The organism is Cupriavidus sp. SK-4 (genome assembly GCF_000611125.1).
GTDB lineage: Bacteria > Pseudomonadota > Gammaproteobacteria > Burkholderiales > Burkholderiaceae > Cupriavidus > Cupriavidus necator.
The window spans coordinates 28,060-54,793 of the sequence record NZ_JFJW01000068.1; the positions used below are offsets into that span (position 1 = coordinate 28,060).

The 26,734-nt window shown below is 65.0% G+C and carries 26 protein-coding genes and 1 tRNA gene; 23 read left to right on the top strand and 4 right to left on the bottom strand.

Annotation, left to right across the window (positions count from 1 at the left end; all coding sequences use genetic code 11):
• From CF68_RS14580 to CF68_RS14590, 3 genes are all read right to left on the bottom strand, one after another.
• Positions 1 to 730, bottom strand: a 730-nt coding sequence (locus CF68_RS14580) for a DUF3106 domain-containing protein (protein ID WP_035819932.1), incomplete at its 3' end; no start/stop codon positions are given.
• 1 nt (position 731) lies between these two features.
• The gene (locus tag CF68_RS14585) at positions 732 to 1,163 is read right to left on the bottom strand and encodes a DUF3619 family protein (RefSeq protein ID WP_035819935.1); all 432 of its coding nucleotides are present in this window, start codon (positions 1,161 to 1,163) and stop codon (positions 732 to 734) included.
• A complete protein-coding gene (locus tag CF68_RS14590; protein WP_010809146.1) occupies positions 1,160 to 1,726 on the bottom strand; it encodes an RNA polymerase sigma factor in 567 nt (188 codons plus the stop codon). Before CF68_RS14590 ends, CF68_RS14585 begins: the two co-directional genes overlap by 4 nt.
• 378 nt (positions 1,727 to 2,104) lie before the next feature.
• Between CF68_RS14590 and CF68_RS14595 the strand changes: the two genes are divergently transcribed.
• The 7 genes from CF68_RS14595 to CF68_RS14625 all read left to right on the top strand — a co-directional run bounded on the left by CF68_RS14595 (position 2,105) and on the right by CF68_RS14625 (position 9,823).
• Positions 2,105 to 3,868: an acetolactate synthase 3 catalytic subunit gene (locus tag CF68_RS14595; RefSeq protein ID WP_035819937.1), complete on the top strand. Its 1,764-nt coding sequence runs from the start codon at positions 2,105 to 2,107 to the stop codon at positions 3,866 to 3,868.
• Complete coding sequence (ilvN, locus tag CF68_RS14600) at positions 3,868 to 4,359, top strand: acetolactate synthase small subunit (RefSeq protein ID WP_010809144.1); 492 nt, start codon at positions 3,868 to 3,870, stop codon at positions 4,357 to 4,359. The genes CF68_RS14595 and ilvN overlap by 1 nt, the downstream gene beginning before the upstream one ends.
• 123 nt (positions 4,360 to 4,482) lie before the next feature.
• A complete protein-coding gene (ilvC, locus tag CF68_RS14605) occupies positions 4,483 to 5,499 on the top strand; it encodes a ketol-acid reductoisomerase (protein WP_013956003.1) in 1,017 nt (338 codons plus the stop codon).
• Positions 5,500 to 5,744: 245 nt separating this feature from the next.
• Positions 5,745 to 6,395: a phosphatidylserine decarboxylase gene (locus CF68_RS14610; RefSeq protein ID WP_035819939.1), complete on the top strand. Its 651-nt coding sequence runs from the start codon at positions 5,745 to 5,747 to the stop codon at positions 6,393 to 6,395.
• A 25-nt stretch (positions 6,396 to 6,420) separates the two neighbouring features.
• Complete coding sequence (pssA, locus tag CF68_RS14615) at positions 6,421 to 7,320, top strand: CDP-diacylglycerol--serine O-phosphatidyltransferase (protein ID WP_035819940.1); 900 nt, start codon at positions 6,421 to 6,423, stop codon at positions 7,318 to 7,320.
• A gap of 124 nt (positions 7,321 to 7,444) precedes the next feature.
• Positions 7,445 to 7,948 carry a peptidoglycan-binding protein LysM gene (gene lysM, locus CF68_RS14620; RefSeq protein ID WP_035819942.1) on the top strand — a complete coding sequence of 168 codons (504 nt, stop codon included), beginning with the start codon at positions 7,445 to 7,447 and terminating at the stop codon, positions 7,946 to 7,948.
• A 333-nt stretch (positions 7,949 to 8,281) separates the two neighbouring features.
• Positions 8,282 to 9,823 (top strand): 2-isopropylmalate synthase, encoded by a 1,542-nt coding sequence (locus CF68_RS14625; protein ID WP_013956006.1) that lies wholly within the window; start codon positions 8,282 to 8,284, stop codon positions 9,821 to 9,823.
• A gap of 98 nt (positions 9,824 to 9,921) precedes the next feature.
• Here CF68_RS14625 and CF68_RS14630 read toward each other — a convergent pair whose 3' ends face one another.
• Complete coding sequence (locus CF68_RS14630; protein ID WP_035819943.1) at positions 9,922 to 10,449, bottom strand: hypothetical protein; 528 nt, start codon at positions 10,447 to 10,449, stop codon at positions 9,922 to 9,924.
• Positions 10,450 to 10,652: 203 nt separating this feature from the next.
• On the opposite strand from CF68_RS14630, the gene CF68_RS14635 reads away from it, so the two are divergent.
• The 16 genes from CF68_RS14635 to nuoI all read left to right on the top strand — a co-directional run bounded on the left by CF68_RS14635 (position 10,653) and on the right by nuoI (position 26,593).
• Entirely contained in the window at positions 10,653 to 11,909 is a 1,257-nt protein-coding gene (locus tag CF68_RS14635) for a branched-chain amino acid ABC transporter substrate-binding protein (protein ID WP_035819945.1), read from the top strand.
• Between the two features lie 173 nt (positions 11,910 to 12,082).
• Entirely contained in the window at positions 12,083 to 12,352 is a 270-nt protein-coding gene (rpsO, locus tag CF68_RS14640; RefSeq protein ID WP_010809136.1) for a 30S ribosomal protein S15, read from the top strand.
• Between the two features lie 451 nt (positions 12,353 to 12,803).
• Positions 12,804 to 14,975 carry a polyribonucleotide nucleotidyltransferase gene (pnp, locus tag CF68_RS14645; RefSeq protein ID WP_035819947.1) on the top strand — a complete coding sequence of 724 codons (2,172 nt, stop codon included), beginning with the start codon at positions 12,804 to 12,806 and terminating at the stop codon, positions 14,973 to 14,975.
• 183 nt (positions 14,976 to 15,158) lie between these two features.
• Positions 15,159 to 16,163, top strand: coding sequence for an NAD(P)H-quinone oxidoreductase (locus tag CF68_RS14650; protein ID WP_035819948.1), 1,005 nt, complete (start codon positions 15,159 to 15,161; stop codon positions 16,161 to 16,163).
• Between the two features lie 113 nt (positions 16,164 to 16,276).
• On the top strand, positions 16,277 to 17,014 hold the full coding sequence (gene tpiA, locus CF68_RS14655; protein WP_035819950.1) for a triose-phosphate isomerase: 738 nt from the start codon (positions 16,277 to 16,279) through the stop codon (positions 17,012 to 17,014).
• Positions 17,015 to 17,075: 61 nt separating this feature from the next.
• Positions 17,076 to 17,450: a preprotein translocase subunit SecG gene (secG, locus tag CF68_RS14660; protein ID WP_035819951.1), complete on the top strand. Its 375-nt coding sequence runs from the start codon at positions 17,076 to 17,078 to the stop codon at positions 17,448 to 17,450.
• 187 nt (positions 17,451 to 17,637) lie between these two features.
• A tRNA-Leu gene (locus tag CF68_RS14665) sits at positions 17,638 to 17,722 on the top strand.
• 166 nt (positions 17,723 to 17,888) lie between these two features.
• A complete protein-coding gene (locus tag CF68_RS14670) occupies positions 17,889 to 18,248 on the top strand; it encodes an NADH-quinone oxidoreductase subunit A (RefSeq protein ID WP_010809131.1) in 360 nt (119 codons plus the stop codon).
• A gap of 6 nt (positions 18,249 to 18,254) precedes the next feature.
• The gene (locus CF68_RS14675; RefSeq protein WP_008643342.1) at positions 18,255 to 18,737 is read left to right on the top strand and encodes an NADH-quinone oxidoreductase subunit B family protein; all 483 of its coding nucleotides are present in this window, start codon (positions 18,255 to 18,257) and stop codon (positions 18,735 to 18,737) included.
• Between the two features lies 1 nt (position 18,738).
• Entirely contained in the window at positions 18,739 to 19,335 is a 597-nt protein-coding gene (locus CF68_RS14680; protein ID WP_013956013.1) for an NADH-quinone oxidoreductase subunit C, read from the top strand.
• Between the two features lie 9 nt (positions 19,336 to 19,344).
• Positions 19,345 to 20,598 (top strand): NADH-quinone oxidoreductase subunit D, encoded by a 1,254-nt coding sequence (locus tag CF68_RS14685; protein WP_035819953.1) that lies wholly within the window; start codon positions 19,345 to 19,347, stop codon positions 20,596 to 20,598.
• Positions 20,599 to 20,783: 185 nt separating this feature from the next.
• Positions 20,784 to 21,281 carry an NADH-quinone oxidoreductase subunit NuoE gene (nuoE, locus tag CF68_RS14690; RefSeq protein WP_035820037.1) on the top strand — a complete coding sequence of 166 codons (498 nt, stop codon included), beginning with the start codon at positions 20,784 to 20,786 and terminating at the stop codon, positions 21,279 to 21,281.
• Position 21,282: 1 nt separating this feature from the next.
• Positions 21,283 to 22,578, top strand: a complete 1,296-nt coding sequence (nuoF, locus tag CF68_RS14695; RefSeq protein ID WP_018313199.1) for an NADH-quinone oxidoreductase subunit NuoF — start codon at positions 21,283 to 21,285, stop codon at positions 22,576 to 22,578.
• A gap of 12 nt (positions 22,579 to 22,590) precedes the next feature.
• Positions 22,591 to 24,957 (top strand): NADH-quinone oxidoreductase subunit NuoG, encoded by a 2,367-nt coding sequence (gene nuoG, locus CF68_RS14700; protein WP_035819955.1) that lies wholly within the window; start codon positions 22,591 to 22,593, stop codon positions 24,955 to 24,957.
• A 21-nt stretch (positions 24,958 to 24,978) separates the two neighbouring features.
• The gene (gene nuoH, locus CF68_RS14705) at positions 24,979 to 26,043 is read left to right on the top strand and encodes an NADH-quinone oxidoreductase subunit NuoH (protein WP_010809125.1); all 1,065 of its coding nucleotides are present in this window, start codon (positions 24,979 to 24,981) and stop codon (positions 26,041 to 26,043) included.
• 58 nt (positions 26,044 to 26,101) lie between these two features.
• Positions 26,102 to 26,593 (top strand): NADH-quinone oxidoreductase subunit NuoI, encoded by a 492-nt coding sequence (nuoI, locus tag CF68_RS14710; protein WP_010809124.1) that lies wholly within the window; start codon positions 26,102 to 26,104, stop codon positions 26,591 to 26,593.
• The last annotated feature ends 141 nt before the right edge of the window (positions 26,594 to 26,734 follow it).

The following is a 26,734-nucleotide window of genomic DNA, read 5'->3' on the forward strand; positions in this document are numbered from 1 at the left end:
CGGCTGCGGATGCCGGCGCGGCGAGCGCTGCCGGTGCCGAGGCGGCCGGCGCCGAGGCGGCGGTCACGGCAGCGGGCGCGGAGGCAGGCTGCGCCTGCGCTTCGCTGGCGGGCTTGCCGGCAGCGTGGCCACTGTGGCCCGCTGCGGCGCTGGCCGTTTTCGGCTCGCGGTGGAGCTGGCGGCTGGTGTCGCTGGGCAGGCGCTTGCCGCTGGGCAGCGCGCTGACAGCGCCGGGGCGGCGCGGCACGTGGTCGGTGGCGGCCAGCTTCTTTTTCTGCTCTTCAGGCAGCTGCTGGTACTTGTCCCAGGCCTCGGCCTTTTTCTCGGCAGGCAGCGAGCGGGTGATCTGGTAGTTCTCGCGCGCCAGCCGGCGTTGCTGCGGGGTCATCTTGACCCATTCCGCCATGCGCGCCTGCAGCCGGGCCTGCTCGGCCGGCGAGAACTTGGGGTAGCGCTCGGCGATGCGCAGCCATTTGTGGCGGTTCAGTTCCGGCAGGCTGTCCCACAGCGGCTGCAGCGGGGCCAGGATGCGCTGGTTGACCGGGCTCAGGTCGGCCCAGGCCGGCCGGGCATTGGTTGCCTGCGCGGCCGCAGGCGCCGTCACCGCCGAAGCCCCCTGCGCATGCGCAGGGGGCGGCAGCAGGCCCCAGCAGGCGGCTGCGCCGGCGCCGGCCAGCAGCGCGGCCAGCCGGCGGCGCAAGGCGTCGGGGTGGAACATTGCGCGCGCCATGCTATTGCTCGCGCTTCAGGAACACGTGGAAGCCCTCGTCGGCGTAGGCCGTGGGCGGCAGGTCGTCGAGCAGCATGGCGGCGTCGATATCGGCCAGTTCCTCGATGCGCTTCTGCTCCTGCCAGTGATAGATGCCCATCAGGCCGGCGGCCAGCGCCACCAGCGTCCAGATCAGGCCAAGGCGGCGCAGCCAGGCGCCGGCGCGGTGCAGCGGCGAGCTGTCTTCATCAAACAGCGGGGCGTGCATGCCAGGCATGGCCAGTTGCGGGACCAGCACGGGCGCCTCGGCCTTCTTGCGGGCGACCGCCATCCGGCGCGCAGCGGCGAGCCGTTCGGTGATGTCGGCCGGCAGGTCGTCGGTGCCGGCATCAAGTGTCGCCCGAATCTCTTGCGCAAACCGGCGTTCGCGGATTTCTTTGTCGTTTCTGCTCATAGTCGGACCCCCCGTGCGCGCAGGGCCTGCGCAAGTGTATGCGTGGCACGGGAACAGTGCGTCTTGACGCTGCCTTCGGAGCACCCCATTACGGCGGCGGTTTCGGCGACGTCCATATCTTCCCAGTAACGCATCAGGAACGCCTCGCGTTGACGCGTCGGCAGGCGCTGGATTTCCTGCTCGATGATGTGCATGACCTGGGCGCGCTCGACCTTGTCGGCGCTGCTTTCGGCCGATTCAGAGCCGGCCTGTGCCTCCAGCGTCTCCAGCAGGTCATTGTCGTCGCCGTCGCGGTCGTCGCGCAGGCTGGAAAACAGCGAGACCCAGGTGTTGCGCACCTTCTGGCGGCGGAACCAGTCGTGGATGGTGTTCTGCAGGATGCGCTGGAACAGCGGCGCCAGCTCGGCGGCGCCCTTGTCGCCGTACTTCTCGGCCAGCTTGATCATGGCGTCCTGGACAATATCCAGCGCGGCGTCGTCGTCGCGGACCGCAAATACGGCCTGCTTGAAGGCGCGGCGCTCGACGCTGGCAAGAAAATCGGACAGTTCCTGGTCGGTGGCCATTCAGGCGGTTGCGGCTCGTTGCTGCGGGACAAATGCCCGGTTCTGGTGAATGTGCTGCGTACGGCCCGTGGCACATTCAAGGTGCTGCGATGCTAGCAAAAAAACGACCCCCTGTACCACTTTGTATTGCTGGAAATACATTGCGGCGCGCAAATGATCCGCCGCACTCGGGAAAATCCCTCATGCGCAGGCCAAAAACAACCGTAGACCGCGCTGGTGCATTGCAGTATCATTGCCGGTTCACACGACATCAGTGGTTGTCTCATCCGGCCGCTTATGAGGCGGTCTTCCATGCAGACGCGCAACGCTTGAACCCGAGCCACAAGCCCGGCAGAGAGCATCCAAACAATTTTTTGCCGAAAATTGCAAAGGACTGAAATGAACATGCCCAGCGCGGAATTCTCCCACGCAGACAGCAATTCATCTGCCGCACCCGAAATGATCGGGGCGGAAATTCTCGTTCACGCACTTGCCGAAGAAGGCGTCGAGTACGTCTGGGGCTACCCCGGCGGCGCAGTGCTGTATATCTACGACGAGCTCCACAAGCAAACCAAGTTCGAGCACATCCTGGTGCGCCACGAGCAGGCCGCGGTCCATGCCGCAGATGGCTATGCACGGGCAACCGGCAAGGTGGGCGTGGCACTGGTGACCTCCGGTCCCGGCGTGACCAATGCCGTCACCGGCATTGCCACTGCGTACCTCGACTCGATCCCGATGGTGGTGATCACCGGCAACGTGCCGACCCACGCCATTGGCCAGGACGCCTTCCAGGAGTGCGACACCGTCGGCATTACCCGCCCGATCGTCAAGCACAACTTCCTGGTGAAGGACGTGCGTGATCTCGCCTCGACCATCAAGAAGGCGTTCTTCATTGCCGCGACCGGCCGTCCGGGCCCGGTGGTGGTGGACATCCCCAAGGATGTCTCGCGCAATGCCTGCAAGTACGAGTACCCCAAGTCGATCGACATGCGCTCGTACAACCCGGTGAACAAGGGACACTCGGGCCAGATCCGCAAGGCCGTGGCGCTGCTGCAAGGCGCCGAGCGTCCGTATATCTACACCGGCGGCGGCGTGGTGCTTGCCAATGCCAGCGACGAGCTGCGCCAGCTGGCGGCCCTGACCGGCCACCCGGTGACCAACACGCTGATGGGCCTGGGCGCGTTCCCCGGCACCCACAAGCAGTTCGTCGGCATGCTTGGCATGCACGGCACGTATGAAGCCAACATGGCCATGCAGAACTGCGACGTGCTGATCGCTATCGGTGCCCGCTTCGACGACCGCGTGATCGGCAACCCGGCGCACTTCACCTCGCAGGCGCGCAAGATCATCCATATCGACATCGACCCGTCGTCGATCTCCAAGCGCGTCAAGGTCGACATCCCCATCGTCGGCAACGTCAAGGACGTGCTGCAGGAACTGATCGCCCAGATCAAGGCCAGCGACATCAAGCCCAAGCGCGAGGCGCTCGCCAAATGGTGGGAGCAGATCGAGCAATGGCGTTCGGTGGACTGCCTGAAGTACGACCGCAGCTCCGAGATCATCAAGCCGCAATATGTGGTGGAAAAGATCTGGGAGCTGACCAAGGGCGACGCCTTCATCTGCTCCGACGTCGGCCAGCACCAGATGTGGGCCGCGCAGTTCTACAAGTTCGACGAGCCGCGCCGCTGGATCAACTCCGGCGGCCTGGGCACGATGGGCGTGGGCCTGCCGTACGCGATGGGCATCAAGAAGGCGTTCCCGGAGAAGGAAGTCGTCACCATCACCGGTGAAGGCTCGATCCAGATGTGCATCCAGGAACTGTCGACCTGCCTGCAGTACGACACCCCGGTGAAGATCTGCTCGCTCAACAATGGCTACCTGGGCATGGTGCGCCAGTGGCAGGAGATCGAGTACGACAACCGCTACTCGCACTCCTACATGGACGCGCTGCCCGATTTCGTCAAGCTGGCCGAGGCCTACGGGCACGTCGGCATGCGCGTCGAGAAGACGGCTGACGTCGAGCCGGCGCTGCGCGAGGCGTTCCGCCTGAAGGACCGTACCGTGTTCCTGGACTTCCAGACCGATCCCACCGAAAACGTCTGGCCGATGGTCCAGGCGGGCAAGGGCATTTCCGAAATGCTGCTCGGCGCGGAGGACCTGTAATGCGTCACATCATTTCGGTCCTGCTGGAAAACGAACCGGGCGCGCTGTCGCGCGTGGTGGGCCTGTTCTCGGCCCGCGGCTATAACATCGAGACGCTGACCGTGGCACCCACCGAGGATGCCTCGCTGTCGCGCATGACCATTGTCACCTCCGGCTCGGATGACGTGATCGAACAGATCACCAAGCACCTGAACCGCCTGGTGGAAGTGGTCAAGGTGGTCGACCTGACCGAAGGCGCGCACATCGAACGCGAGCTGATGCTCGTCAAGGTGCGCGCGGTGGGCAAGGAGCGCGAGGAAATGAAGCGCACCGCCGACATCTTCCGCGGCCGCATCATCGATGTCACCGAGAAGACCTACACCATCGAGCTGACCGGCAACGGCGTCAAGCTCGATGCGTTCCTGGACGCCATCGACCGCACCGCCATCCTGGAGACCGTCCGTACTGGCGGCTCGGGCATCGGCCGCGGCGAGCGCATCCTGAAGGTCTGACCGGGCCCCGGCTCACCCACACGGCTTCACGCAGTATCCCCGGGGCGGCGCGATCCGGACGCACACGATGCGTCCGAGGATGCCGCCCCCCTCATACAAAAGACAGAGATTGAAGGAATCATCATGAAAGTGTTTTACGACAAGGACGCCGACCTCTCCCTGATCAAGGGCAAGAACGTCACCATCATCGGCTATGGCTCGCAGGGCCATGCCCACGCGCTGAACCTGAAGGATTCGGGCGTCAATGTGACGGTCGGCCTGCGCAAGAGCGGCGCGTCGTGGAACAAGGCCGTCAACGCCGGCCTGCAAGTGAAGGAAGTGGCCGAGGCCGTCAAGGGTGCCGACGTGGTCATGATCCTGCTGCCGGACGAGCAGATCGCCGACGTGTACAACAACGAAGTGCACGCCAACATCAAGGAAGGCGCAGCGCTGGCCTTCGCCCACGGCTTCAACGTGCACTACGGTGCCGTGATCCCGCGCGCCGACCTGGACGTGATCATGATCGCGCCGAAGGCCCCGGGCCACACCGTGCGCGCCACCTACGCCCAAGGCGGCGGCGTGCCGCACCTGATCGCCGTGCACCAGAACAAGTCCGGCGCCGCCCGTGACATCGCGCTGTCGTACGCCACCGCCAACGGCGGCGGCCGTGCCGGCATCATCGAGACCAACTTCCGCGAAGAAACCGAAACCGACCTGTTCGGCGAGCAGGCCGTGCTGTGCGGCGGTACCGTCGAGCTGATCAAGGCCGGCTTCGAGACCCTGGTGGAAGCCGGCTACGCGCCGGAAATGGCCTACTTCGAGTGCCTGCACGAACTGAAGCTGATCGTCGACCTGATCTACGAAGGCGGCATCGCCAACATGAACTACTCGATCTCCAACAACGCGGAATATGGTGAATACGTCACCGGCCCGCGCGTGGTGACCGAAGAGACCAAGAAGGCGATGAAGCAGTGCCTGACCGACATCCAGACTGGTGAATACGCCAAGAGCTTCCTGCTGGAGAACAAAGCCGGCGCCCCGACGCTGATCTCGCGCCGCCGCCTGACGGCCGAGCACCAGATCGAGGAAGTGGGTGCCAAGCTGCGCGCGATGATGCCGTGGATCGCCAAGAACAAGATGGTCGACCAGTCGAAGAACTAAGCTGCATCGCTGTCTGATGGCCCGCGCCGCACGGCGGCGGGCCGAAGCCGTTCAGCGTTCCGTGCCACGCCCTTCTATCATCAGAGGGGAGTCGCGGGACCTGAACGGCTTTTTGTTATGCTTGTCAGACTTTGGGCAAGGCGTGCATTATCCTGCCCCGCGACCACGGGGCGCCGCCCGATGGCGGCTATCGCCGCCGCCGCGCCGCCTTGCCATGGTCTTGTATCCACCGACACCTGTACTGCATGAACTATCCTCATCCGCTGATCGCCCGTGAAGGCTGGCCGTTCCTGGCCGGCGCCTTTGTCATCTCGCTGCTGGTGCACGCCAGCGCGGGCTTCTGGTTGGCGTTGCCGTTGTGGATCATCACGGTATTCGTGCTCCAGTTCTTCCGCGATCCGCCGCGCCCGATCCCGTCGCAGCCCAACGCGGTGCTGGCCCCCGCCGACGGCCGCATCGTCGTGGTCGAAAAAACCCAGGATCCGTACGCCGGCCGCGAGGCGCTGAAGATCAGCGTCTTCATGAACGTCTTCAACGTGCACTCGAACCGGGTCTCGGTCGACGGCGCGGTCGAGAAGGTCGAATATTTCCCCGGCAAGTTCGTCAACGCCGACCTGGACAAGGCCTCGGTCGAGAACGAGCGCAACGCCGTGCTGATCCGGCGCGCTGCGGACGGCCAGCTGGTGACGCTGGTGCAGGTGGCCGGCCTGGTGGCCCGCCGCATCCTGTGCTACACCAAGGTGGGCGACAACCTCTCGCGCGGCCAGCGCTACGGCTTTATCCGCTTCGGCTCGCGCGTGGACGTCTACCTGCCGCTCGACGCGCGCCCGCGCGTGACCATCGGCGAGAAGGTGTCGGCCTCGTCGACCATCCTCGCCGAACTCGACGTGAAGTGAGCGACAGCCTGACCGGAGGACTGTGATGGTTGCCTTCCATCGACGTAACAAGCGCAGCAGCAGCGGCAACGTGACCCACCTGCGGCCGTTCCGCCATAACCAGCTGCGCGGTGCCGAAGACGACTTCGACGACGAAGCCGCCGACGACCACGACATCGTCTACCAGCGTCCGCGCCGGCGCGGCATCTACCTGCTGCCCAACGCGTTCACCACCGCGGCGCTGTTCGCGGGCTTCTTCGCCATCGTCCAGGCCATGAACATGCGCTTCGATGCGGCGGCCATCGCCATCTTTGCGGCGATGGTGCTGGACGGCATGGACGGGCGCGTGGCGCGTATTACCAATACGCAGAGTGCGTTTGGCGAGCAGTACGATTCGCTGTCGGACATGACTTCTTTTGGGGTTGCGCCGGCGCTGGTGATGTATGAGTGGATCCTGCATGACCTGGGCAAGTGGGGCTGGATAGCAGCCTTTGTCTACTGCACCTGCGCGGCGCTGCGCCTGGCGCGTTTCAACGCCAACATCGGCGTGGTAGACAAACGCTTCTTCCAGGGCCTGCCCAGCCCGGCCGCCGCCGCGCTGGTCGCAGGCTTCGTCTGGCTGGTGATCGACAACAAGCTGCCGGTCAAGGAGCTGTGGATGCCGTGGGTGGCGTTCGGTATTACGCTGTATGCCGGCCTGTCGATGGTGTCCAACGCGCCGTTCTACAGTGGCAAGGCGCTGGACGTGCGCTACCGCGTGCCGTTCGGCATGATGGTGCTGGTCCTGGTGCTGTTCGTGGTGGTGTCCACCGATCCGCCGGTGGCGCTGTTCGGCCTGTTCGTGGCCTATGCGATCTCGGGCTATGTGCTATGGGCCTGGCGGGCGATGCACGGCAAGCCGGCCATCGAGAAGAAGCAGCGCGAGAACGGCGGCAAGGCTTCGTAGACGTTTCAGGCAGAAGGGCGCTCAGGCGCCCTTCATGCATTTCCGGATTCACAATTGTTTTCATGCCGCGGCCATCAAGGCGTGGCACTCTGCAGTGTTTTCCACTCACCGTCAGGAGGATGTCATGGGCATGTTCGACTTCATCAAGGAAGCGGGAGAAAAGCTGTTCGGCACGGGCGAGGCCAAGGCCGCGCAAGAGGCCGCCGCGGCGGATGCGTCGGCGGAGAAGGTCGATGCCGCCAATCGCGCCGCGGGCGATGCGATCGAGGGCTACATCAGGAAGATGGGCCTGGATGCCACCGGGCTGATGGTGCAGGTGGACGGCTCGCAGGGGCTGGTCACCGTGTTCGGCGTGGCGCCCAACCAGGCCACGCGCGAGAAGATCATCCTGTGCGCCGGCAATGTCGAGGGCGTGGACAAGGTCGAGGACAAGATGTCCGTCAACGTCGAGTCCGCGGAATCGACCTGGCATACCGTGGTCAAGGGCGACACGCTGTGGGCGGTCGCCCAGGCTGCTTACGGCAACGGCGCCGAGTACAACAAGATCTTCGAGGCCAACAAGCCGATGCTGAGCCACCCGGACAAGATCTACCCGGGCCAGAAGCTGCGCATTCCGCCCAAGGGATGATCCGTGCCGCTGGCGCGCCCGGGCAAAATGGGCTAAACCCTGTATTGCATGGGCGCGCCAACTCGGCTATAGTCGGTGCCATGATTTCGCGCCAAGTCCTAATCGCCCGCACCACCCTAGGTGGCCTACTAGGCCATCAGGTCGGGACGCGCGCGCGCTAAGGACGGACTTACCCTTAGCGCGAAATCCGCAAGGAATTTTCCAACGCCCCGGCCTGCTCCATGCACGCCGGGGCGTTTTGCATTCCACAGCCGTGGAGCGCGGAACAGGCGGTAGGCCCCGGACGCAGCATGCTGGGGACAGCACACGATAAGCAATCAGGAGCTCCACAAAATGTCTGACAAACTCATCATTTTCGACACCACCTTGCGTGACGGCGAGCAGTCGCCCGGCGCCTCGATGACCCGCGAGGAAAAGATCCGCATCGCACGCCAGCTGGAACGCCTGAAGGTCGATGTGATCGAGGCCGGTTTCGCGGCGAGCTCCAACGGCGACTTCGAGGCGATACGCTCGATCGCGCAGGTGGTAAAGGACTCGACCATCTGCTCGCTGGCCCGTGCCAACGACAAGGACATTGCCCGCGCCGCCGAGGCGCTCAAGCCCGCCAACTCGTTCCGCATCCACACCTTCATCGCCACGTCCGCGCTGCACATGGAGAAGAAGCTGCGCATGACGCCGGACGAGGTTTACCAGCAGGCCCGCCTGGCGGTGCGCTTTGCGCGCCAGTTCACCGACGATATCGAGTTCTCGCCGGAAGACGGCAGCCGCTCGGACATGGACTTCCTGTGCCGCGTGCTGGAAGGCGTGATCGCCGAGGGCGCGACCACCATCAACCTGCCGGATACCGTGGGCTATGCCGTGCCGGAAGGCTACGCCGCGCTGATCCGCTCGGTGCGCGAGCGCATTCCCAACTCGGACAAGGCGATCTGGTCGGTGCACTGCCATAACGACCTGGGCATGGCCGTGGCCAACTCGCTGGCCGCCGTCAAGATGGCCGGCGCGCGCCAGATCGAATGCACCATCAACGGCCTGGGCGAGCGCGCCGGCAACACCAGCCTGGAAGAAGTGGTGATGGCGGTGAAGACCCGCCGCGACTATTTCGACCTGGATGTCGGCGTGGATACCACGCAGATCGTGCCGGCCTCGAAGCTGGTGTCGCAGATCACCGGTTTCGTGGTGCAGCCGAACAAGGCCGTGGTGGGCGCCAACGCCTTCGCGCATGCGTCGGGCATCCACCAGGATGGCGTGCTCAAGGCGCGCGACACCTACGAGATCATGCGTGCGGAAGATGTGGGCTGGAGCGCCAACAAGATCGTGCTGGGCAAGCTGTCGGGCCGCAATGCCTTCAAGCAGCGCCTGCAGGAACTGGGCATCGAGCTCGAGAGCGAGACCGAAGTCAATGCCGCCTTCACCCGCTTCAAGGAACTGGCCGACCAGAAGGCCGAGATCTTCGACGAGGACATCGTCGCCATCGTCTCGAACGAAGCCCAGCACGATGCCAACGAGCACTTCCGCTTTATCTCGCTGTCGCAGCGCTCCGAGACCGGCGAGCGCCCGCATGCGCGCGTGGTGTTCAGCATGGACGGCCAGGAGCAGAGCGGCGAGGGCGAGGGCAACGGCCCGGTCGACGCCACCCTGCATGCGATTGAATCACGCGTGTCCAGCGGCGCCGAGATGGTGCTCTATTCGGTGAACGCCATCACCGGCGGCACCGAGGCCCAGGGCGAAGTCACCGTGCGCCTGTCCAAGGCCGGCCGCATCGTCAACGGCGTGGGCACCGACCCGGATATCGTCGCCGCCTCGGCCAAGGCCTACCTGGCCGCGCTGAACAAGCTGCACGACAAGGCTGTGCAAAAGATCAATCCGCAGATCTGACCCAGGCCCCTGCGTAGACGGCGGAAGGCTTACCCGGCCTGAGCGTCCGGCCCAGGCCCGCCATTCCCGACCGGGGAATGGCGGGCTTTTTTCATGGCTCAGCGGCGGCGCTCGTCGGGGTCGTACATCGGGTCGGGCGTGATCTGGGTCTGGCGCAGGATGCCGGCGTCGTCGAAATAGAAGTGGTACAGCGACGGCCACACGTCTTCATGGCGGAAGCGGTAGGACCAGACCTCGCGCCGCATCAGCGGGTAGTAGTCGACCGGCAGGCGCGTCATGCCGAAATGCTCGGCCACATCCTGCTTGGTCCAGGTGCCGACCTGCGCCTTGTACAGTTCCAGCGTGGACAGCACATTGCTGAAGCGGGTCAGGTTGCCGTTGCGGTCGAAGTCGGCGCCATAGGCGTACTGGCCCAGCGGCTGCTTGGTGTAGATCCAGCGCGAGGTGCCGTCGCGCAGCTGGAACACATCGGTGGGCGGCCCGAACGCGGCCTGTACCGCGGCTTGCGGCTGGCCCACAAGCTTGGTGCCTTCCGGTACCGGCATCAGCGTGGTGCAGGCAGACAGCATGGCGACGCCCAGCGCCAGCATGAGCCGGCGCGCGCCGTTGGCGATGACAGAATTCATGGCAAACCTCGGTCGATGCGTGGATGGTGAATACCGCAAGTGTAGTGCGGCCTCCGTGCTTGTGTGCGCCGGGCGCTGCTTTTCGGTGGATCTTCCCGCAACCTGGCGGTTTCCTCGCGGAAACGGCGGCCAATGATTGGGGGCGGTGGCATTTGCCCGCAACCGGTCGCTGCCGTACTATCCAGCGCTTTCCGGGAGAGAACATGAAGGTTGCGGCACGGTGGCGTGGATGGCTGGGCGGGTTGTTGCTGGCGGCAGCGGCGGGCGCGTCGGCACAGGAGCCAATCCGGCTGGGCATGATCGACGGGCTGTCCGGCCCGTTTGCCAACGCGGGCGAAGCCGTGACGCGCAACCTGCGCCTGGCGATCGAGCGCATCAACGCGCGCGGCGGCGTGAAGACCGCAGAGGGTGCGCGGCCCATGGAGCTGGTCACCTTCGACAGCAAGGGCAATGTCGACGAGAGCCTGATCCAGTTGCGGGCCCTGACCGACAAGCGCATTCCCTTTGTCCTGCAGGGCAACAGCTCGGCCGTGGCTGGCGCGCTGGTGTCGGCCATCAACCGCCACAACGCGCGCCAGCCCGACGCGCGCGTGCTGTTCCTGAACTACTCGGCGGTCGATCCCAGCCTGACCAACGAGAACTGCAGCTTCTGGCATTTCCGCTTCGACGCCAGCGCGGACATGCGCATGCAGGCGCTGACCGAGGTCATCCGCCAGGACCAGGCCGTACGCAAGGTCTACCTGATCGACCAGGACTACAGCTTCGGCCACCAGGTGTCGCGCTCGGCGCGCGAGATGCTGGCGGCGCGCCGGCCGGATATCCAGATCGTGGGCGACGAGTTCCACCCGATCGGCAAGATCAAGGACTTTGCGCCTTATATCGCCAAGATCAAGGCGAGCGGGGCGGACGCGGTCATCACCGGCAACTGGGGCAACGACCTGACGCTGATGGTCAAGGCCGCGCGCGAAGGCGGCCTGCAGGCCAAGTTCTACACCTTCTACGGCAATGGCCTGGGCGCGCCCGCGGCGATGGGCGATGCCGGCGTGGGCCGCGTGCTGGCGGTGGCCGAGTGGCACCCCAACGTGGGCGGCGCGGCATCGGACGCCTTCTACCAGCAGTTCCGCGCGCGTTATCCGGAGCCGAAGGACGACTACGTGCACCTGCGCATGCAGATGTTGGTGGAAATGCTGGCGCGCGCGATCGAGCAGGCCGGTTCCACCGATGCGGTCAAGGTGGCGCGCGCGCTGGAGAACATGCGCTACGTCAACCAGTTCCATGAGGCCACCGTGCGCGCCGACGACCACCAGGTGCTGCAGCCGCTGTACGTGTCGGTGATGGAGCGCCAGGGCGGGGCAGTGCGCTTCGACAACGAGGGCTCGGGTTATGGCTTCCGTACCGTGCGCAAGCTCAAGGCCGCGCAGACCACGCTGCCGACCACGTGCCGGATGGAGCGCCCCTGAGCGCCAGCGCGCTGGCCCAGGCCGCCCGGTACTCCTGCCGCGGCTTTTCGGCTATAATCCGCGGCTGTCGTTGCCTGGCCGTTGGCCGGGTGGCGGCGGTAGCCAGTCAAAACATGGCACGACGCATGCGGCGCATCCCGCGCTGTAGCGTTCGCAAGTGAAAGGAAATCATCATGGCAGTTGCCGATATCAACAAGTCCGAAGTCATCAAGCAGTTCGCACGTGGCGCCAACGACACTGGCAGCCCCGAAGTGCAAGTGGCCCTGCTGACCACCCGCATCAACGAACTGACCCCGCACTTCAAGGCCAACATGAAGGATCACCACAGCCGCCGCGGTCTGCTGCGCATGGTGAGCCGCCGTCGCCGCCTGCTGGACTACCTCAAGTCCAACGACGCCGACCGTTACCGCGCCCTGATCGAAAAGCTGGGCCTGCGCAAGTAAGGTTGCGCCCGATGGCAGCGCGATTCCAGGGTTTGCACGGTTTCGCGTGAGGCCTCGATGCCTGCTTCAGCAATGCTGGGGCAGGCATTTTGCATTTCTGGCGGGGTGAATCCGCTTTGCCCAGGGATGCAGGCAGTTGATGGAGTGATTTTCGCTTCACGCCGCCCGGCGGACAATCCGATTCCCCGGGCGCCCGTTGCAGCAAGCTGCGCAACGGAGTAAGTTGTTCTTTTTTCTGTTTTCAATACCCCGGACCGGCCAAGGAAACAGGGCTTTGTGTCATTCCAGCGCGGCATCGGCAACGCCAGTGCCGCGCTGGAATGGCATAGCACTTCCCTGCGACTGCGACCGGCAACCCGGCAGTTTGCCTGCGGCTGAGAACGCAGGCGTCGCAGGCCGTGCGCGTGTTATTGCGTGATTGCGCGGCCTGCACGCAAGCCAAGGAATGCACATGTCCATGTTCAACAAGGTCGTCAAGGAATTCCAGTGGGGCCAGCACACGGTCCGCATGGAAACCGGCGAAATCGCCCGCCAGGCCGGCGGTGCCGTGCTGGTCGATGTGGAAGACACCGTGGTGCTGGCGACCGTGGTCGCCGCCAAGAACCCGAAGCCGGGCCAGGACTTCTTCCCGCTGACCGTCGACTACATCGAGAAGACCTACGCGGCCGGCAAGATCCCCGGCGGCTTCTTCAAGCGTGAAGGCCGTCCGTCGGAAAACGAGACCCTGACCTCGCGCCTGATCGACCGTCCGCTGCGCCCGCTGTTCCCGGAAGGCTTCTACAACGAAGTCCAGGTGGTGATCCACGTGGTGTCGCTGAACCCGGAAGTGCCCGCTGACATTCCCGCGCTGATCGGCGCGTCGGCCGCGCTGGCCGTGTCGGGCATCCCGTTCAGCGGCCCGGTGGGCGCCGCGCGCGTGGGCTACAAGGATGGCCAGTACCTGCTCAACCCGACCCGCTCGCAGCTCGCCACCTCGGACCTGGACCTGGTGGTCGCCGGTACCGAGCGCGCCGTGCTGATGGTGGAATCGGAAGCCAACCAGCTGTCGGAAGACGTCATGCTGGGCGCCGTGGTCTATGGCCACGAGCAAATGCAGATCGCGATCAACGCCATCCATGAGCTGGTGCGCGAAGCTGGCAAGCCCGAGTGGGACTGGGCCCCGGCCGCCAAGAACGAGCCGCTGATCGCCAAGGTCACCGAAGTGGCACTGCCGCTGCTGCAGGAAGCCTATCAACTGCGCCAGAAGTCGGCCCGCAGCCAGAAGCTGAAGGAAGTGAACGCCAACGTGGCGGCCGCGCTGGCAGCCGCCGGCGTGGAAGCCGACAAGGTGGAAGTCGGCAACATCATGTTCGACCTGGAAGCCAAGATCGTGCGCGGCCAGGTGCTGGCTGGCGAGCCGCGTATCGACGGCCGCGACACCCGCACGGTGCGCCCGATCGAGATCCGCTCGTCGGTGCTGCCGCGCGCGCACGGTTCGGCGCTGTTCACCCGTGGTGAAACGCAGGCGCTGGTGGTGGCCACGCTCGGCACCAAGAGCGACGAGCAGATCATCGACGCGCTGGCCGGCGAATACCGCGACCGCTTCATGCTCCACTACAACATGCCCCCGTTCGCCACCGGTGAAACTGGCCGCGTGGGCAGCCCGAAGCGCCGCGAAATCGGCCACGGCCGCCTGGCCAAGCGCGCACTGATCCCGGTGCTGCCGAAGGACGATGAATTCGCCTACACCATCCGCCTGGTTTCGGAAATCACCGAATCCAACGGCTCGTCGTCGATGGCTTCGGTCTGCGGCGGCTGCCTGGCGCTGATGGACGCCGGCGTTCCGGTCAAGGCGCACGTGGCCGGCGTGGCCATGGGCCTGATCCTGGAAGGCAACAAGTTCGCCGTGCTGACCGACATCCTGGGTGACGAGGACCACCTGGGCGACATGGACTTCAAGGTGGCGGGTACCGACAACGGCATCACCGCGCTGCAGATGGACATCAAGGTCCAGGGCATCACCAAGGAGATCATGCAGGTCGCGCTGGCGCAGGCCCGTGAAGGCCGCCTGCACATCCTGCACAAGATGCAGGAAGCGATGGGCCACGCCCGCACCGAACTGTCGGCGCACGCTCCGCGCATGATCACCATGAAGATCCATCCGGACAAGATCCGCGAAGTGATCGGCAAGGGCGGCTCGACCATCCAGGCGCTGACCAAGGAAACCGGCACCACCATCGACATCCAGGAAGACGGCACCATCACGATCGCGTCGACCTCGACCGACGGCATGGCCGAAGCCAAGCGCCGCATCGAGGGCATCACCGCGGAAGCCGAAGTGGGCAAGATCTACGCCGGTACCGTGCTGAAGCTGCTGGACTTCGGTGCCATCGTCAACATCCTGCCGGGCAAGGATGGTCTGCTGCACATCTCGGAAATTGTCAACGAGCGTGTCAAGGACATCAAGGACTGGCTGAAGGAAGGCCAGCATGTCCGCGTCAAGCTGATCCAGGCTGACGAGAAGGGCCGCCTGCGCCTGTCACTGAAGGCCGCGCTGGCCGAAGAGGGCGGCAGCATCAGCCCGATCAACGCTGGCGAAGCCGCCGCGCCGGCCGCTCCGGCCGAAGGCTCGGAACAGCAGTAAAGTCAGCGGGGCAGGATTGCCCGCGGGTGCCGCCGCAAGGTGGCGCCGCCGAAAAAACGGCTGGACGATGTCCAGCCGTTTTTTTGTTTACACTGCCGGCAACCCTATCGAGCCAAGGCTCACACCGACCTGGCGCGACCCATCGTCGAGCCGCGCCAAGACAAGTACAAGGAGCAGAGCAGCATGCAAGCCATCGAGATCCGCGAATACGGTGCCCCCGAAGTCCTCCAGCTGACCGAGCGTCCCGACCCGGTCGCGGGTGCGGGCGAGGTCCTGATCCGCGTGGCTGCCGCCGGCGTCAACCGTCCGGACGTATTCCAGCGCACCGGCAACTACCCGGTGCCGCCGGGCGCTTCGGACCTGCCCGGCCTGGAAGTGGCGGGCGTGGTGGTGGGCGGCGACCTGTCGCATGCCGACAACCGCTTCGGCCTGAAGGTGGGCGACCGCGTCTGCGCGCTGGTGCAGGGCGGCGGCTACGCGCAGCTGTGCACGGCGCCGCTGGCGCAGGTCCTGCCCGCGCCGCAAGGCCTGAGCGATATCGAGGCCGCGGCGCTGCCCGAGACCTTCTTCACCGTCTGGAGCAATGTGTTCGACCGCGGCTACCTGGGCCAGGGCCCGCGCGGCAAGGATGAGACCCTGCTGATCCAGGGCGGCTCCAGCGGCATCGGCACGACCGCGATTCAGATCGCCAAGGCGCTGGGCTACAAGGTGTTCGTCACCGCCGGCACCGATGAGAAATGCAAGGCCTGCGAAGACCTGGGCGCCGATCGCGCGATCAACTACAAGACGCAGGACTTCGTCGCCGAGGTGGCCGCGCTGACCGGCGGCAAGGGTGTCGACGTGATCCTCGACATGGTTGCCGGCCCGTACCTGGCGCGCGAGCTGAAGTGCATCGCCGACGATGGCCGCATCGTCATCATTGCGCTGCTGGGCGGTGCCAAGGCCGAGATCCCGCTGGGCGATATCCTGCGCCGGCGCATCACCGTGACCGGCTCCACGCTGCGCCCGCGCCCGGCATCGTTCAAGGGCAAGATCGCCGCGGCACTGCATGAGCAAGTGTGGCCGCTGCTGGCCGCCGGCAAGATCAAGCCGGTGATCCACCAGGTGTTCCCGGCCGCGCAGGCGGCCGATGCGCATCGCCTGATGGAGTCGAGCGAGCATATCGGCAAGATCGTGCTGACCTGGTAAGGCACATCGACCGTTGCATGTGGCCAATGCTGCCGCCCCCGCCATCGGGCGGCGGTAGCGCCGTGCCCCCGCCACAAGCTACAATAGCGGGTTTGATTTGGGAGGGGCACTTCGTGAGACAAAAGCTCGTCATCGGCAATTGGAAGATGCATGGCAGCCTGGCTGCAAACGCGGCGCTGCTGGAGGGCATCAAGGCTGGCGCGGCCAAGGCGACGCTGGCGGTCTGCGCGCCGTTCCCCTATCTTGCACAATGCCAGGCGTTGCTGAATGGCTCACAAGTGGCCTGGGGTGCACAAGATGTGTCGGCAGAGGCGCGCGGCGCCTTCACCGGCGAAGTCGCGGCATCGATGGTGGGTGAGTTTGGCTGCACGTATGTGCTGGTCGGCCACTCGGAGCGCCGCACCTATCATGGCGAAACCGACCAGACTGTCGCGGCCAAGGCGCTGCGCGCGCTGGAATTCGGCATCGTCCCGGTGGTCTGCGTGGGTGAAACGCTGGCCCAACGCGAGGCGGGCGAAACCGAGGCGGTGGTCGGCAGGCAGCTGCAGGCCGTGCTGGACGCGCTGACGGTGGAGCAGCTGAGCCGCGTGGTGCTGGCCTATGAGCCGGTCTGGGCGATCGGCACCGGCAAGACCGCCACCAGTGAGCAGGCGCAGGCGGTGCACGCGTTCCTGCGCGGCCAGGTTGTCGCGCGCGATGCGGGCCTGGCCGCTCGCATGGCCATCCTGTACGGTGGCAGCGTCAAGCCGGACAATGCGGCCGAACTGTTTTCCATGACCGATATCGACGGGGGCCTGATTGGCGGCGCCTCGCTGAAGTCGGAAGATTTTCTCGCGATCGGCAACGCCTGAATGCCGGCCGTTCCGATCGACCGATCAGGCAAGTAACGAGCCAGTAAGGCTTCAAAATCAAATGGCAATCTTCAAGACTTTGTTGGTGGTGCTGCAGGTGTTGTCGGCGCTGGGCGTGATTGGCCTGGTGTTGATCCAGCATGGCAAGGGCGCCGATGTCGGCGCGGCATTCGGTTCGGGCGCCTCGGGCAGCCTGTTCGGTGCCACCGGCTCGGCAAACTTCCTGTCGCGCACCACCGCCGTGCTGGCCACGCTGTTCTTCGTCTGCACGCTGGCGCTGACGCTGCTGGGCAATTACAAGCCGGCTGCATCGCTGGGCGTGATGGGTGCGGCGCCGGCTTCGGCGCCCGCAGTGGCAGGTGCTTCGGCTTCCGCTGCAGCCCCGGCCGCGGCCGCTGATGCATCGGCGCCGGCAGCTCCCGCTGTTCCGAAATAATCCGTAAGCCTTGCGGCGGATTCCTGAGTTTTTTTGCAGTTGTGCGTTGAACAAAGCAAGAAATCTGGGTTAGAATGCAAGGCTTGAAACGATTCCCCAGCGATGGGTTCCGAGCAAAGACGAAGGCCTCTGCAACGGACCTGAAGGGCCTGAAAACCCGGCGCCAGGCAATATTGTTTCTCCCCCAGCCGACGTGGTGAAATTGGTAGACACGCTATCTTGAGGGGGTAGTGGCGAAAGCTGTGCGAGTTCGAGTCTCGCCGTCGGCACCAAACAACTTGATCGGAGTCCCTGGCCGGGCAATGCACCCGAGCGTGGGGCTCCGGCAGTCCGCAAGGCGGCGCGCCATGAGGCTCATGGCTTAGCGCCTGGGGTGGGCAACAGGACGCCGCTTCAGCTGGTGCTGTTGACAACATTCCAGATAAGGCTGGCCGTACCTTGAATCTCGAAGCCTACTTCCCCGTTCTCATCTTCATCATCTTCGGTGTCGTGCTTGGCGTGGCGCTGATGTCGATCGGTCGGATCCTCGGTCCGAACAAGCCCGATCCCGCGAAGCTGTCGCCGTACGAGTGCGGCTTCGAAGCGTTCGAGGACGCGCGCATGAAGTTCGATGTGCGCTACTACCTCATCGCCATCCTGTTTATCCTGTTCGACCTCGAAACCGCCTTCCTGTTTCCGTGGGGTGTTGCCCTGCGGGATATCGGCTGGCCGGGTTTCATCGCCATGGGCGTGTTTCTGCTGGAATTCATCGTGGGCTTCGTCTACATCTGGAAAAAGGGCGCGCTCGATTGGGAGTGATGTGAAATGGCAATCGAAGGCGTTCTCAATGAAGGCTTCGTCACGACTACCGCTGACAAGCTGATCAACTGGACCCGCACCGGGTCGCTGTGGCCGATGACTTTCGGCCTGGCCTGCTGTGCCGTGGAAATGATGCATGCCGGCGCCGCGCGCTACGACATGGACCGCTTCGGCGTGATCTTCCGCCCGTCGCCGCGCCAGTCGGACGTGATGATCGTGGCCGGTACGCTGTGCAACAAGATGGCCCCCGCGCTGCGCAAGGTCTACGACCAGATGGCGGAACCGCGCTGGGTGATCTCGATGGGCTCGTGCGCCAATGGCGGCGGCTACTACCACTACTCGTACTCGGTGGTGCGTGGCTGCGACCGCATCGTGCCGGTGGATATCTACGTGCCGGGCTGCCCGCCGACGGCCGAAGCGCTGATCTACGGCGTGATCCAGCTGCAGAACAAGATCAAGCGCACCAACACCATCGCGCGCAAGGGCTGAAATGGCGAAGCTTGACATCCTGAAGGCCGCGCTCGAGAAAGCTCTCGGCAAGCGCGTGCAGAATCTGATCGAGGCGACCGGCGAACTGACGCTGATCGTCAAGGCCGACGACTACCTCGAAGTTGCCCGCATCCTGCGCGACGATCCGTCGCTGCGCTTCGAGCAGCTGATCGACCTGTGCGGCGTGGACTATTCCGAGTACGGCGACGGTGCCTGGGACGGCCTGCGCTTTGCCGCGGTCTCGCAGCTGCTGTCGATTACCCACAACTGGCGCCTGCGCGTGCGCGTGTTCGCCCCGGACGATGATTTCCCGGTGCTGCCGTCGGTGATCGACGTGTGGAACGGCGTCAACTGGTTCGAGCGTGAAGCCTTCGATTTCTACGGCATCGTCTTCGACGGCCATCCGGACCTGCGCCGCATCCTGACCGACTACGGTTTCGTCGGCCATCCGTTCCGCAAGGATTTCCCGGTTTCGGGCTTCGTCGAGATGCGCTACGACCCGGAGCAGAAGCGGGTCATCTACCAGCCGGTCACGATCGAGCCGCGCGAAATCACCCCGCGCGTGATCCGCGAGGACAACTACGGCGGCTTGCACTGATAACGCGCCATGGCAGACATCAAGAACTACACCCTGAACTTCGGCCCGCAACACCCGGCAGCGCACGGCGTGCTGCGCCTGGTGCTGGAGCTGGACGGCGAAGTCATCCAGCGCGCCGACCCCCATATCGGCCTGCTGCACCGTGCCACCGAAAAGCTGGCCGAGCAAAAGACCTGGATCCAGAACGTGCCGTACATGGACCGCCTCGACTATGTGTCGATGATGGTCAACGAGCACGCCTACGTGATGGCAATCGAGCGCCTGCTGGGCCTGGAAGTGCCGGTGCGCGCGCAGTACATCCGCGTGATGTTCGACGAGATCACCCGCCTGCTGAACCACCTGATGTGGATCGGCTCGCACGCGCTGGACGTGGGCGCGATGGCGGTGTTCCTGTACGCCTTCCGCGAGCGCGAGGACATGTTCGACATGTACGAGGCGGTGTCGGGCGCGCGCATGCACGCGGCCTACTATCGTCCGGGCGGCGTGTATCGCGACCTGCCTGACACGATGCCGCAATATCGTGCGTCCAAGGTACACAACGAGCGCGCCATCAAGGCCATGAACGAGGCGCGTTCGGGCTCGCTGCTGGACTTCATCGAGGACTTCACCAACCGGTTCCCGAAGCACGTCGACGAATACGAGACACTGCTGACCGACAACCGGATCTGGAAGCAGCGCCTGGTGGATATCGGCGTGGTCAGTCCGGAACGTGCGCTGCAGATGGGCTTTACCGGCCCGATGCTGCGCGGCTCCGGCATCGAGTGGGACCTGCGCAAGAAGCAGCCGTACGAGGTGTACGACAAGCTGGACTTCGACATCCCGGTGGGCGTGGGCGGCGACTGCTACGCGCGCTACCTGGTGCGCGTGGAAGAGATGCGCCAGTCCAACCGCATCATCAAGCAGTGCGTGGAATGGCTGCGTCGCAACCCGGGCCCGGTGATCACCGAGAACCACAAGGTGGCGCCGCCCTCGCGCGTGGACATGAAGTCCAACATGGAAGAACTGATCCACCACTTCAAGCTGTTCACCGAAGGCATGCACGTGCCGGAAGGCGAAGCGTATGCAGCGGTGGAGCACCCGAAGGGCGAATTTGGCATCTACGCGATCTCGGACGGGGCAAACAAGCCATACCGCCTGAAGATCCGTGCACCTGGTTTCCCTCACCTGGCCGCGCTCGACGAAATGGCCAAGGGACACATGATTGCTGACGCGGTAACGATCATCGGCACCCAAGACATCGTCTTCGGCGAGATCGACCGCTAATCACGGACCGCCGGCCCGGACGACGATCCGGGCGCTTTCCGCGGCGCTCCCCAAGGGAGCGGGCGGAGGACCCGCGGCGGACCGGTAGGGCCTCAGGCCTGCCGGCGGAACGGGCAGCGACGGCTGCAAACCTGCGGAAGGGAACGCCCAGTGGCGCTGCCTGACGCCGTTTTACTGCAATGACCATGCTATCAGCAGAAGCTCTCAAGGAAATCGATCGCGCGATCGCGAAGTATCCGGCCGACCAGAAGCAGTCGGCCGTGATGGCGGCGCTTGCCGTGGCGCAGGGCGAGGTGGGCTGGGTTTCCCCCGAAGTCATGCAGTTCGTCGCCAGCTATCTCGAGATGCCGCCCGTGTGGGTGGAAGAGGTGGCGACCTTCTACAACATGTATGACACCAAGCCGGTGGGCAAATTCAAGCTCGCCGTCTGCACCAACCTGCCGTGCGCCCTGTCGGGCGGCGAGCGGGCCGGCGACTACCTGAAGCGCAAGCTCGGGATCGACTACAACGAGACCACCGCTGACGGCTGCTTCACCCTGAAAGAGGGCGAGTGCATGGGCGCTTGCGGCGACGCGCCGGTGATGATCGTCAACAACACCCGTATGTGCAGCTTCATGAGCGACGACAAGCTCGACGCGCTCGTGGACGAGCTGAAAGCCGAAGCTGCCAAGGGGGGCAAGTAACATGACCAGTCTGCACGACCGCCATATCCAGCCGCTGATCCTGGCCGGCCTGGACGGCAAGAATTGGCACCTGGAAGACTACGTCAAGCGTGGCGGCTACCAGCAACTCAAGCGCATCCTGACCGAGAAGATCCCGCCGGAGCAGGTGATCGCCGACGTCAAGGCCTCCGGCCTGCGCGGCCGTGGCGGTGCTGGCTTCCCGACCGGCCTGAAGTGGAGCTTCATGCCGCGCACCTTCCCGGGTCAGAAATACCTGGTCTGCAACACCGATGAAGGCGAGCCCGGCACGTTCAAGGACCGCGACATCATCCGCTACAACCCGCACTCGCTGATCGAAGGCATGGCCATCGGCGCGTATGCGATGGGCATCACCGTGGGCTACAACTACATCCACGGCGAGATCTGGAACGAGTACAAGATCTTCGAGGAAGCCCTCGAAGAGGCGCGCGCTGCCGGCTTCCTGGGTGACAACATCCTGGGTTCGGGCTTTGATTTCCAGCTGCACGCGCACCATGGCTACGGCGCCTACATCTGTGGCGAGGAAACCGCGCTGCTCGAGTCGCTGGAAGGCAAGAAAGGCCAGCCGCGCTTCAAGCCGCCATTCCCGGCCAGCTTCGGCCTGTACGGCAAGCCGACCACCATCAACAACACGGAAACGTTTGCCGCGGTGCCGTTCCTGCTGGCCGTCGGCCCCGAGAACTACCTGAAGATGGGCAAGCCGAACAACGGCGGCACCAAGATCTTCTCGATCTCGGGCGACGTCGAGCGTCCCGGCAACTACGAGATCCCGCTGGGCACGCCGTTCGCCAAGCTGCTGGAACTGGCCGGCGGCATGCGCGGCGGCAAGCGCATCAAGGCGGTGATCCCGGGCGGTTCGTCCGCGCCGGTGGTGCCGGGCGACCTGATGATGGCGTCCGACATGGACTACGACTCGATCGCCAAGGCCGGCTCGATGCTGGGCTCGGGCGCGGTGATCGTGATGGACGAGACGCGCTGCATGGTCCGCTCGCTGCTGCGCCTGTCGTACTTCTATTTTGAGGAATCGTGCGGCCAGTGCACGCCGTGCCGCGAAGGCACCGGCTGGCTCTACCGCATGGTCAATCGCATCGAACACGGAGAGGGGCGCCAGGAAGACCTGGACCTGCTCAACAACGTCGCGGAAAACATCATGGGCCGCACCATCTGCGCGCTCGGTGATGCCGCGGCGATGCCGGTCCGCGGCATGCTCAAGCACTACTGGAAAGAGTTCGAGTATCACGTCGAACACAAGCAGTGCATGGTTCCGGCCTACATCTAAGCGTGGCAGAACATGGTTGAACTAGAGATCGACGGCAAGAAGGTTGAGGTTGCTGAAGGCAGCCTGGTGATGGAAGCAGCCCGCAAGCTGGGCACCTACATCCCGCACTTTTGCTACCACCGCAAACTGTCCATCGCGGCCAACTGCCGCATGTGCCTGGTCGAGGTCGAGAAAGCGCCCAAGGCGCTGCCCGCCTGCGCCACGCCGGTGACCCCTGGCATGAAGGTCTTCACCAATTCGGAGAAGGCGGTCAAGGCGCAGAAGTCCGTGATGGAATTCCTGCTGATCAACCACCCGCTCGACTGCCCGATCTGCGATCAGGGCGGCGAATGCCAGCTGCAGGATCTGGCCGTGGGCTACGGTGCCTCGGAGTCGCGCTACAAGGAAGAGAAGCGCGTGGTGTTCCACAAGAACGTGGGCCCGCTGATCTCCATGGAGGAGATGACCCGCTGCATCCACTGCACCCGCTGCGTGCGTTTCGGCCAGGAAGTGGCCGGCGTGATGGAGCTGGGCATGCTGGGCCGCGGCGAGCACTCGGAAATCACCACCTTCGTCGGCAAGACCGTCGACTCGGAACTGTCGGGCAACATGATCGACCTGTGCCCGGTCGGCGCGCTCACCAGCAAGCCGTTCCGCTACTCGGCCCGTACCTGGGAACTGGCCCGCCGCAAGTCGGTTTCGCCGCACGACGGCCTGGGCGCGAACCTGGTGGTGCAGACCAAGAACCAGCGCGTGATGCGCGTGCTGCCGCTGGAAAACGAAGATATCAACGAGTGCTGGATTTCCGACAAGGACCGCTTCTCGTATGAAGGCCTGAACAGCGCCGACCGCCTGACCCGCCCGCTGCTGAAGCAGGGCGGCGAATGGATGGAAACCGACTGGCAGACCGCGCTGGAATATGTGGCCAACGGCCTCGCCAGCATCAAGCGCGATCATGGCGCCGACCAGATCGCTGCGCTGGCCAGCCCGCACAGCACGCTGGAAGAGCTGTTCCTGCTGGGCAAGCTGGTGCGCGGCCTGGGCAGCGACAACGTCGACTTCCGCCTGCGCCAGTCCGACTTCTCGGCCCCGCTGAAGGGCACGCCGTGGCTCGGCATGCCGGTGGCCGACGTGACCACGCTGCAACGCGTGCTGGTGATCGGCTCGTCGCTGCGCAAGGATCATCCGTTGCTGGCCTCGCGCCTGCGCCAGGCCACCAAGAAGGGTGCCCGCGTGGCCGTGCTGGGTGCCGGCGGTGAAGACCTGCTGATGCCCGTGGCCGCCCGCATCGACGTGGCGCCGTCCGGCTGGACCGCCGCGCTCGCCGGCGTGGCCCGTGCCGTGGCCGCCGCTAAGGGCGTTGCTGCCCCGGCCGGCACCGAAGGTTTCGACGGCGCCCAGGCCGCTGGCAAGGTGGCCGAAGCGCTGCTGTCGGGCGAGCGCCGCGCGGTGTTCCTCGGCAACGAGGCGGTGCGCCATCCGCAGTTCTCGGCGCTGCACGCGCTGGCGCAGTGGATCGCCACCGAAACCGGCGCGACGCTGGGCTTCCTGACCGAAGCCGCCAACACCGTCGGCGGCTATGTCGCCGGCGCGCTGCCCAGGCAGGCCGGCGCCAATGCGCAGGCGATGCTGGACACGCCGCGCAAGGCCTACATCCTGCTGAACACCGAACCCGAGTTCGACGCCGCCGACCCGCGCAAGGCGCTGGCCGCGCTGGCCCAGGCCGGCACTGTGGTGGTGCTGTCGCCGTTCCGTTCGGAAGCGGCCATGCAGTACGCCGACGTGATCCTGCCGGTGACGCCGTTCACGGAAACCGCCGGCACCTTCGTCAACTGCGAAGGCAAGCCGCAGAGCTTCAACGGCGTGGTGCGCGCGCTGGGCGAATCGCGTCCGGGCTGGAAGGTGCTGCGCGTGCTGGGCAACCTGCTGGACGTGGCCGGCTTCGACTACGAAACCGCCGAATCGGTGCGTGCCGAAGTGCTGTCGGCCCCGGTCGACGCGCAGCTGGACAACGCCACCGATGCGCCGATCCGCGTGGCCGCCGCTGCCGCCAACGGCATCGAACGCATTGCCGATGTGCCGATCTACCACGCCGACCCGATCGTGCGCCGCGCCGAGTCGCTGCAGCTGAGCGCTGCCGCACGCCGCGCCATGCAGATCGCGCTGCCGGCCGACCTGTTCGCCAGCCTTGGCATCCAGTCCGGCGATCCGGTGCGGGTCACGCAAGGGCAGGGCAGCGTGGTGCTGCCGGCCGTGCTCGAAGCCACGCTCCCGGCCAACACCGTGCGCGTGCCGGCGGCGACGCCGGCGGCCATGAGCCTGGGCGCGATGTACGGCACGGTCACCGTAGAGAAGGCCATTGACCTGGCGCCGGCCACCGGCACCGTGGCCACGGCGTAAGAACAAGAGCGAGAACAAGACATGATTGACTGGATTACCTCGCAAGGACAGGGCCTGCTGGGTGCCTACTGGACGCCGCTGTGGATCCTGATTCGCGCCGTGATCATCGTGGTGCCGCTGCTGCTGTGCGTGGCTTACCTGATCCTGTGGGAGCGCAAGCTGATCGGCTGGATGCATGTCCGTATCGGCCCGAACCGCGTTGGTCCGCTGGGCCTGCTGCAGCCGATTGCCGACGTGCTGAAGCTGCTGCTCAAGGAAGTCATGATGCCCACGCAGGTCAGCCGGGGCATGTACCTGATTGCCCCGCTGATGGTGCTGATGCCCGCCGTGGCGGTCTGGGCCGTGATTCCGTTCCAGGCTGAAGTGGTGCTGGCGGATGTGAACGCCGGCCTGCTGTACGTGATGGCGATCAGCTCGGTGGGCGTGTACGGCGTGATCCTGGCCGGCTGGGCCTCGAACTCCAAGTACGCCTTCATCGGCGCCATGCGTGCCGCGGCCCAGATGGTGTCGTATGAAATCGCCATGGGCTTTGCGCTGGTGACGGTGCTGATGGTTGCCGGCAGCCTGAACCTGTCGGCCATCGTCAACGGCCAGAACACCGGCTACTTTGCCGACATGGGCATCAACATCCTGTCGTGGAACTGGCTGCCGCTGCTGCCAATGTTCGGCGTCTACTTCATCTCGGGCGTGGCCGAAACCAACCGCCACCCGTTCGACGTGGTGGAAGGCGAGTCGGAAATCGTGGCCGGCCACATGATCGAGTATTCGGGCATGGGCTTCGCGCTGTTCTTCCTGGCCGAGTACATCAACATGATCATCATCTCGACGATGACCGCGCTGATGTTCCTGGGCGGCTGGGCGCCCCCGATCGATAGTGTGCTGACCAACGCGATCCCGGGCTTCTTCTGGCTGGTGATCAAGGTATTCCTGCTGCTGTCCGTCTTCATCTGGATCCGTGCCTCGTTCCCGCGCTACCGCTATGACCAGATCATGCGCCTGGGCTGGAAGGTGTTCATCCCCCTGACGGTGGCGTGGCTGATCATCGTGGCGATCTGGATCAAGTCGCCCTGGAACATCTGGCACTGAACGGCCAAACGACGGTGCGCGCCGGGGCGCGCACCGTGTGGAAATACTAGGAAGCATCATGCTGCTCGCCATCAAGGACTTCTTCAACAGCCTGCTCCTGAAGGAACTCTTCAAGGGCATGGCCCTGACCGGCCGCTATCTCTTCGCGCGCAAGATCACCGTCCAGTTCCCGGAAGAGAAAACGCCGATCTCGCCGCGCTTCCGTGGCCTGCACGCGCTGCGCCGCTACCCCAACGGGGAAGAGCGCTGCATCGCCTGCAAGCTGTGCGAGGCGGTGTGCCCGGCGCTGGCCATCACGATCGAGTCCGACGCGCGCGCCGACGGCACGCGCCGCACGACCCGCTATGACATCGACCTGACCAAGTGCATCTTCTGCGGTTTCTGCGAAGAGGCCTGCCCGGTCGACGCCATCGTCGAAACGCAGATCCTGGAGTACCACGGCGAGAAGCGCGGCGACCTGTACTTCACCAAGGACATGCTGCTGGCAGTGGGCGACCGCTACGAGCCGCAGATCGCCGCAGCCAAGGCTGCCGACGCGAAGTATCGCTAAGCAGAAGCAGCGACAGAAGTAACGACCGGTTCGCGGCTGCCGCAAGCAGCAGACCTGGCAGCCGCCGCCACCGAATTTGAATGCGGTCCCTGCAATGCAAGGGGCCAATGCAAGGATGCCGCAGGAGCGGGCCACCCGAAG

Bases quoted from the DNA above. Each gene is read 5' to 3' on its own strand.
- CF68_RS14585 (WP_035819935.1), bottom strand. From the start codon at position 1,163: ATGAGCAGAAACGACAAAGAAATCCGCGAACGCCGGTTTGCGCAAGAG.
- CF68_RS14590 (WP_010809146.1), bottom strand. From the start codon at position 1,726: ATGGCCACCGACCAGGAACTGTCCGATTTTCTTGCCAGCGTCGAGCGC.
- CF68_RS14595 (WP_035819937.1), top strand. From the start codon at position 2,105: ATGAACATGCCCAGCGCGGAATTCTCCCACGCAGACAGCAATTCATCT.
- ilvN (WP_010809144.1), top strand. From the start codon at position 3,868: ATGCGTCACATCATTTCGGTCCTGCTGGAAAACGAACCGGGCGCGCTG.
- ilvC (WP_013956003.1), top strand. From the start codon at position 4,483: ATGAAAGTGTTTTACGACAAGGACGCCGACCTCTCCCTGATCAAGGGC.
- CF68_RS14610 (WP_035819939.1), top strand. From the start codon at position 5,745: ATGAACTATCCTCATCCGCTGATCGCCCGTGAAGGCTGGCCGTTCCTG.
- pssA (WP_035819940.1), top strand. From the start codon at position 6,421: ATGGTTGCCTTCCATCGACGTAACAAGCGCAGCAGCAGCGGCAACGTG.
- lysM (WP_035819942.1), top strand. From the start codon at position 7,445: ATGGGCATGTTCGACTTCATCAAGGAAGCGGGAGAAAAGCTGTTCGGC.
- CF68_RS14625 (WP_013956006.1), top strand. From the start codon at position 8,282: ATGTCTGACAAACTCATCATTTTCGACACCACCTTGCGTGACGGCGAG.
- CF68_RS14630 (WP_035819943.1), bottom strand. From the start codon at position 10,449: ATGAATTCTGTCATCGCCAACGGCGCGCGCCGGCTCATGCTGGCGCTG.
- CF68_RS14635 (WP_035819945.1), top strand. From the start codon at position 10,653: ATGAAGGTTGCGGCACGGTGGCGTGGATGGCTGGGCGGGTTGTTGCTG.
- rpsO (WP_010809136.1), top strand. From the start codon at position 12,083: ATGGCAGTTGCCGATATCAACAAGTCCGAAGTCATCAAGCAGTTCGCA.
- pnp (WP_035819947.1), top strand. From the start codon at position 12,804: ATGTCCATGTTCAACAAGGTCGTCAAGGAATTCCAGTGGGGCCAGCAC.
- CF68_RS14650 (WP_035819948.1), top strand. From the start codon at position 15,159: ATGCAAGCCATCGAGATCCGCGAATACGGTGCCCCCGAAGTCCTCCAG.
- secG (WP_035819951.1), top strand. From the start codon at position 17,076: ATGGCAATCTTCAAGACTTTGTTGGTGGTGCTGCAGGTGTTGTCGGCG.
- CF68_RS14675 (WP_008643342.1), top strand. From the start codon at position 18,255: ATGGCAATCGAAGGCGTTCTCAATGAAGGCTTCGTCACGACTACCGCT.
- CF68_RS14680 (WP_013956013.1), top strand. From the start codon at position 18,739: ATGGCGAAGCTTGACATCCTGAAGGCCGCGCTCGAGAAAGCTCTCGGC.
- CF68_RS14685 (WP_035819953.1), top strand. From the start codon at position 19,345: ATGGCAGACATCAAGAACTACACCCTGAACTTCGGCCCGCAACACCCG.
- nuoE (WP_035820037.1), top strand. From the start codon at position 20,784: ATGCTATCAGCAGAAGCTCTCAAGGAAATCGATCGCGCGATCGCGAAG.
- nuoF (WP_018313199.1), top strand. From the start codon at position 21,283: ATGACCAGTCTGCACGACCGCCATATCCAGCCGCTGATCCTGGCCGGC.
- nuoG (WP_035819955.1), top strand. From the start codon at position 22,591: ATGGTTGAACTAGAGATCGACGGCAAGAAGGTTGAGGTTGCTGAAGGC.
- nuoH (WP_010809125.1), top strand. From the start codon at position 24,979: ATGATTGACTGGATTACCTCGCAAGGACAGGGCCTGCTGGGTGCCTAC.
- nuoI (WP_010809124.1), top strand. From the start codon at position 26,102: ATGCTGCTCGCCATCAAGGACTTCTTCAACAGCCTGCTCCTGAAGGAA.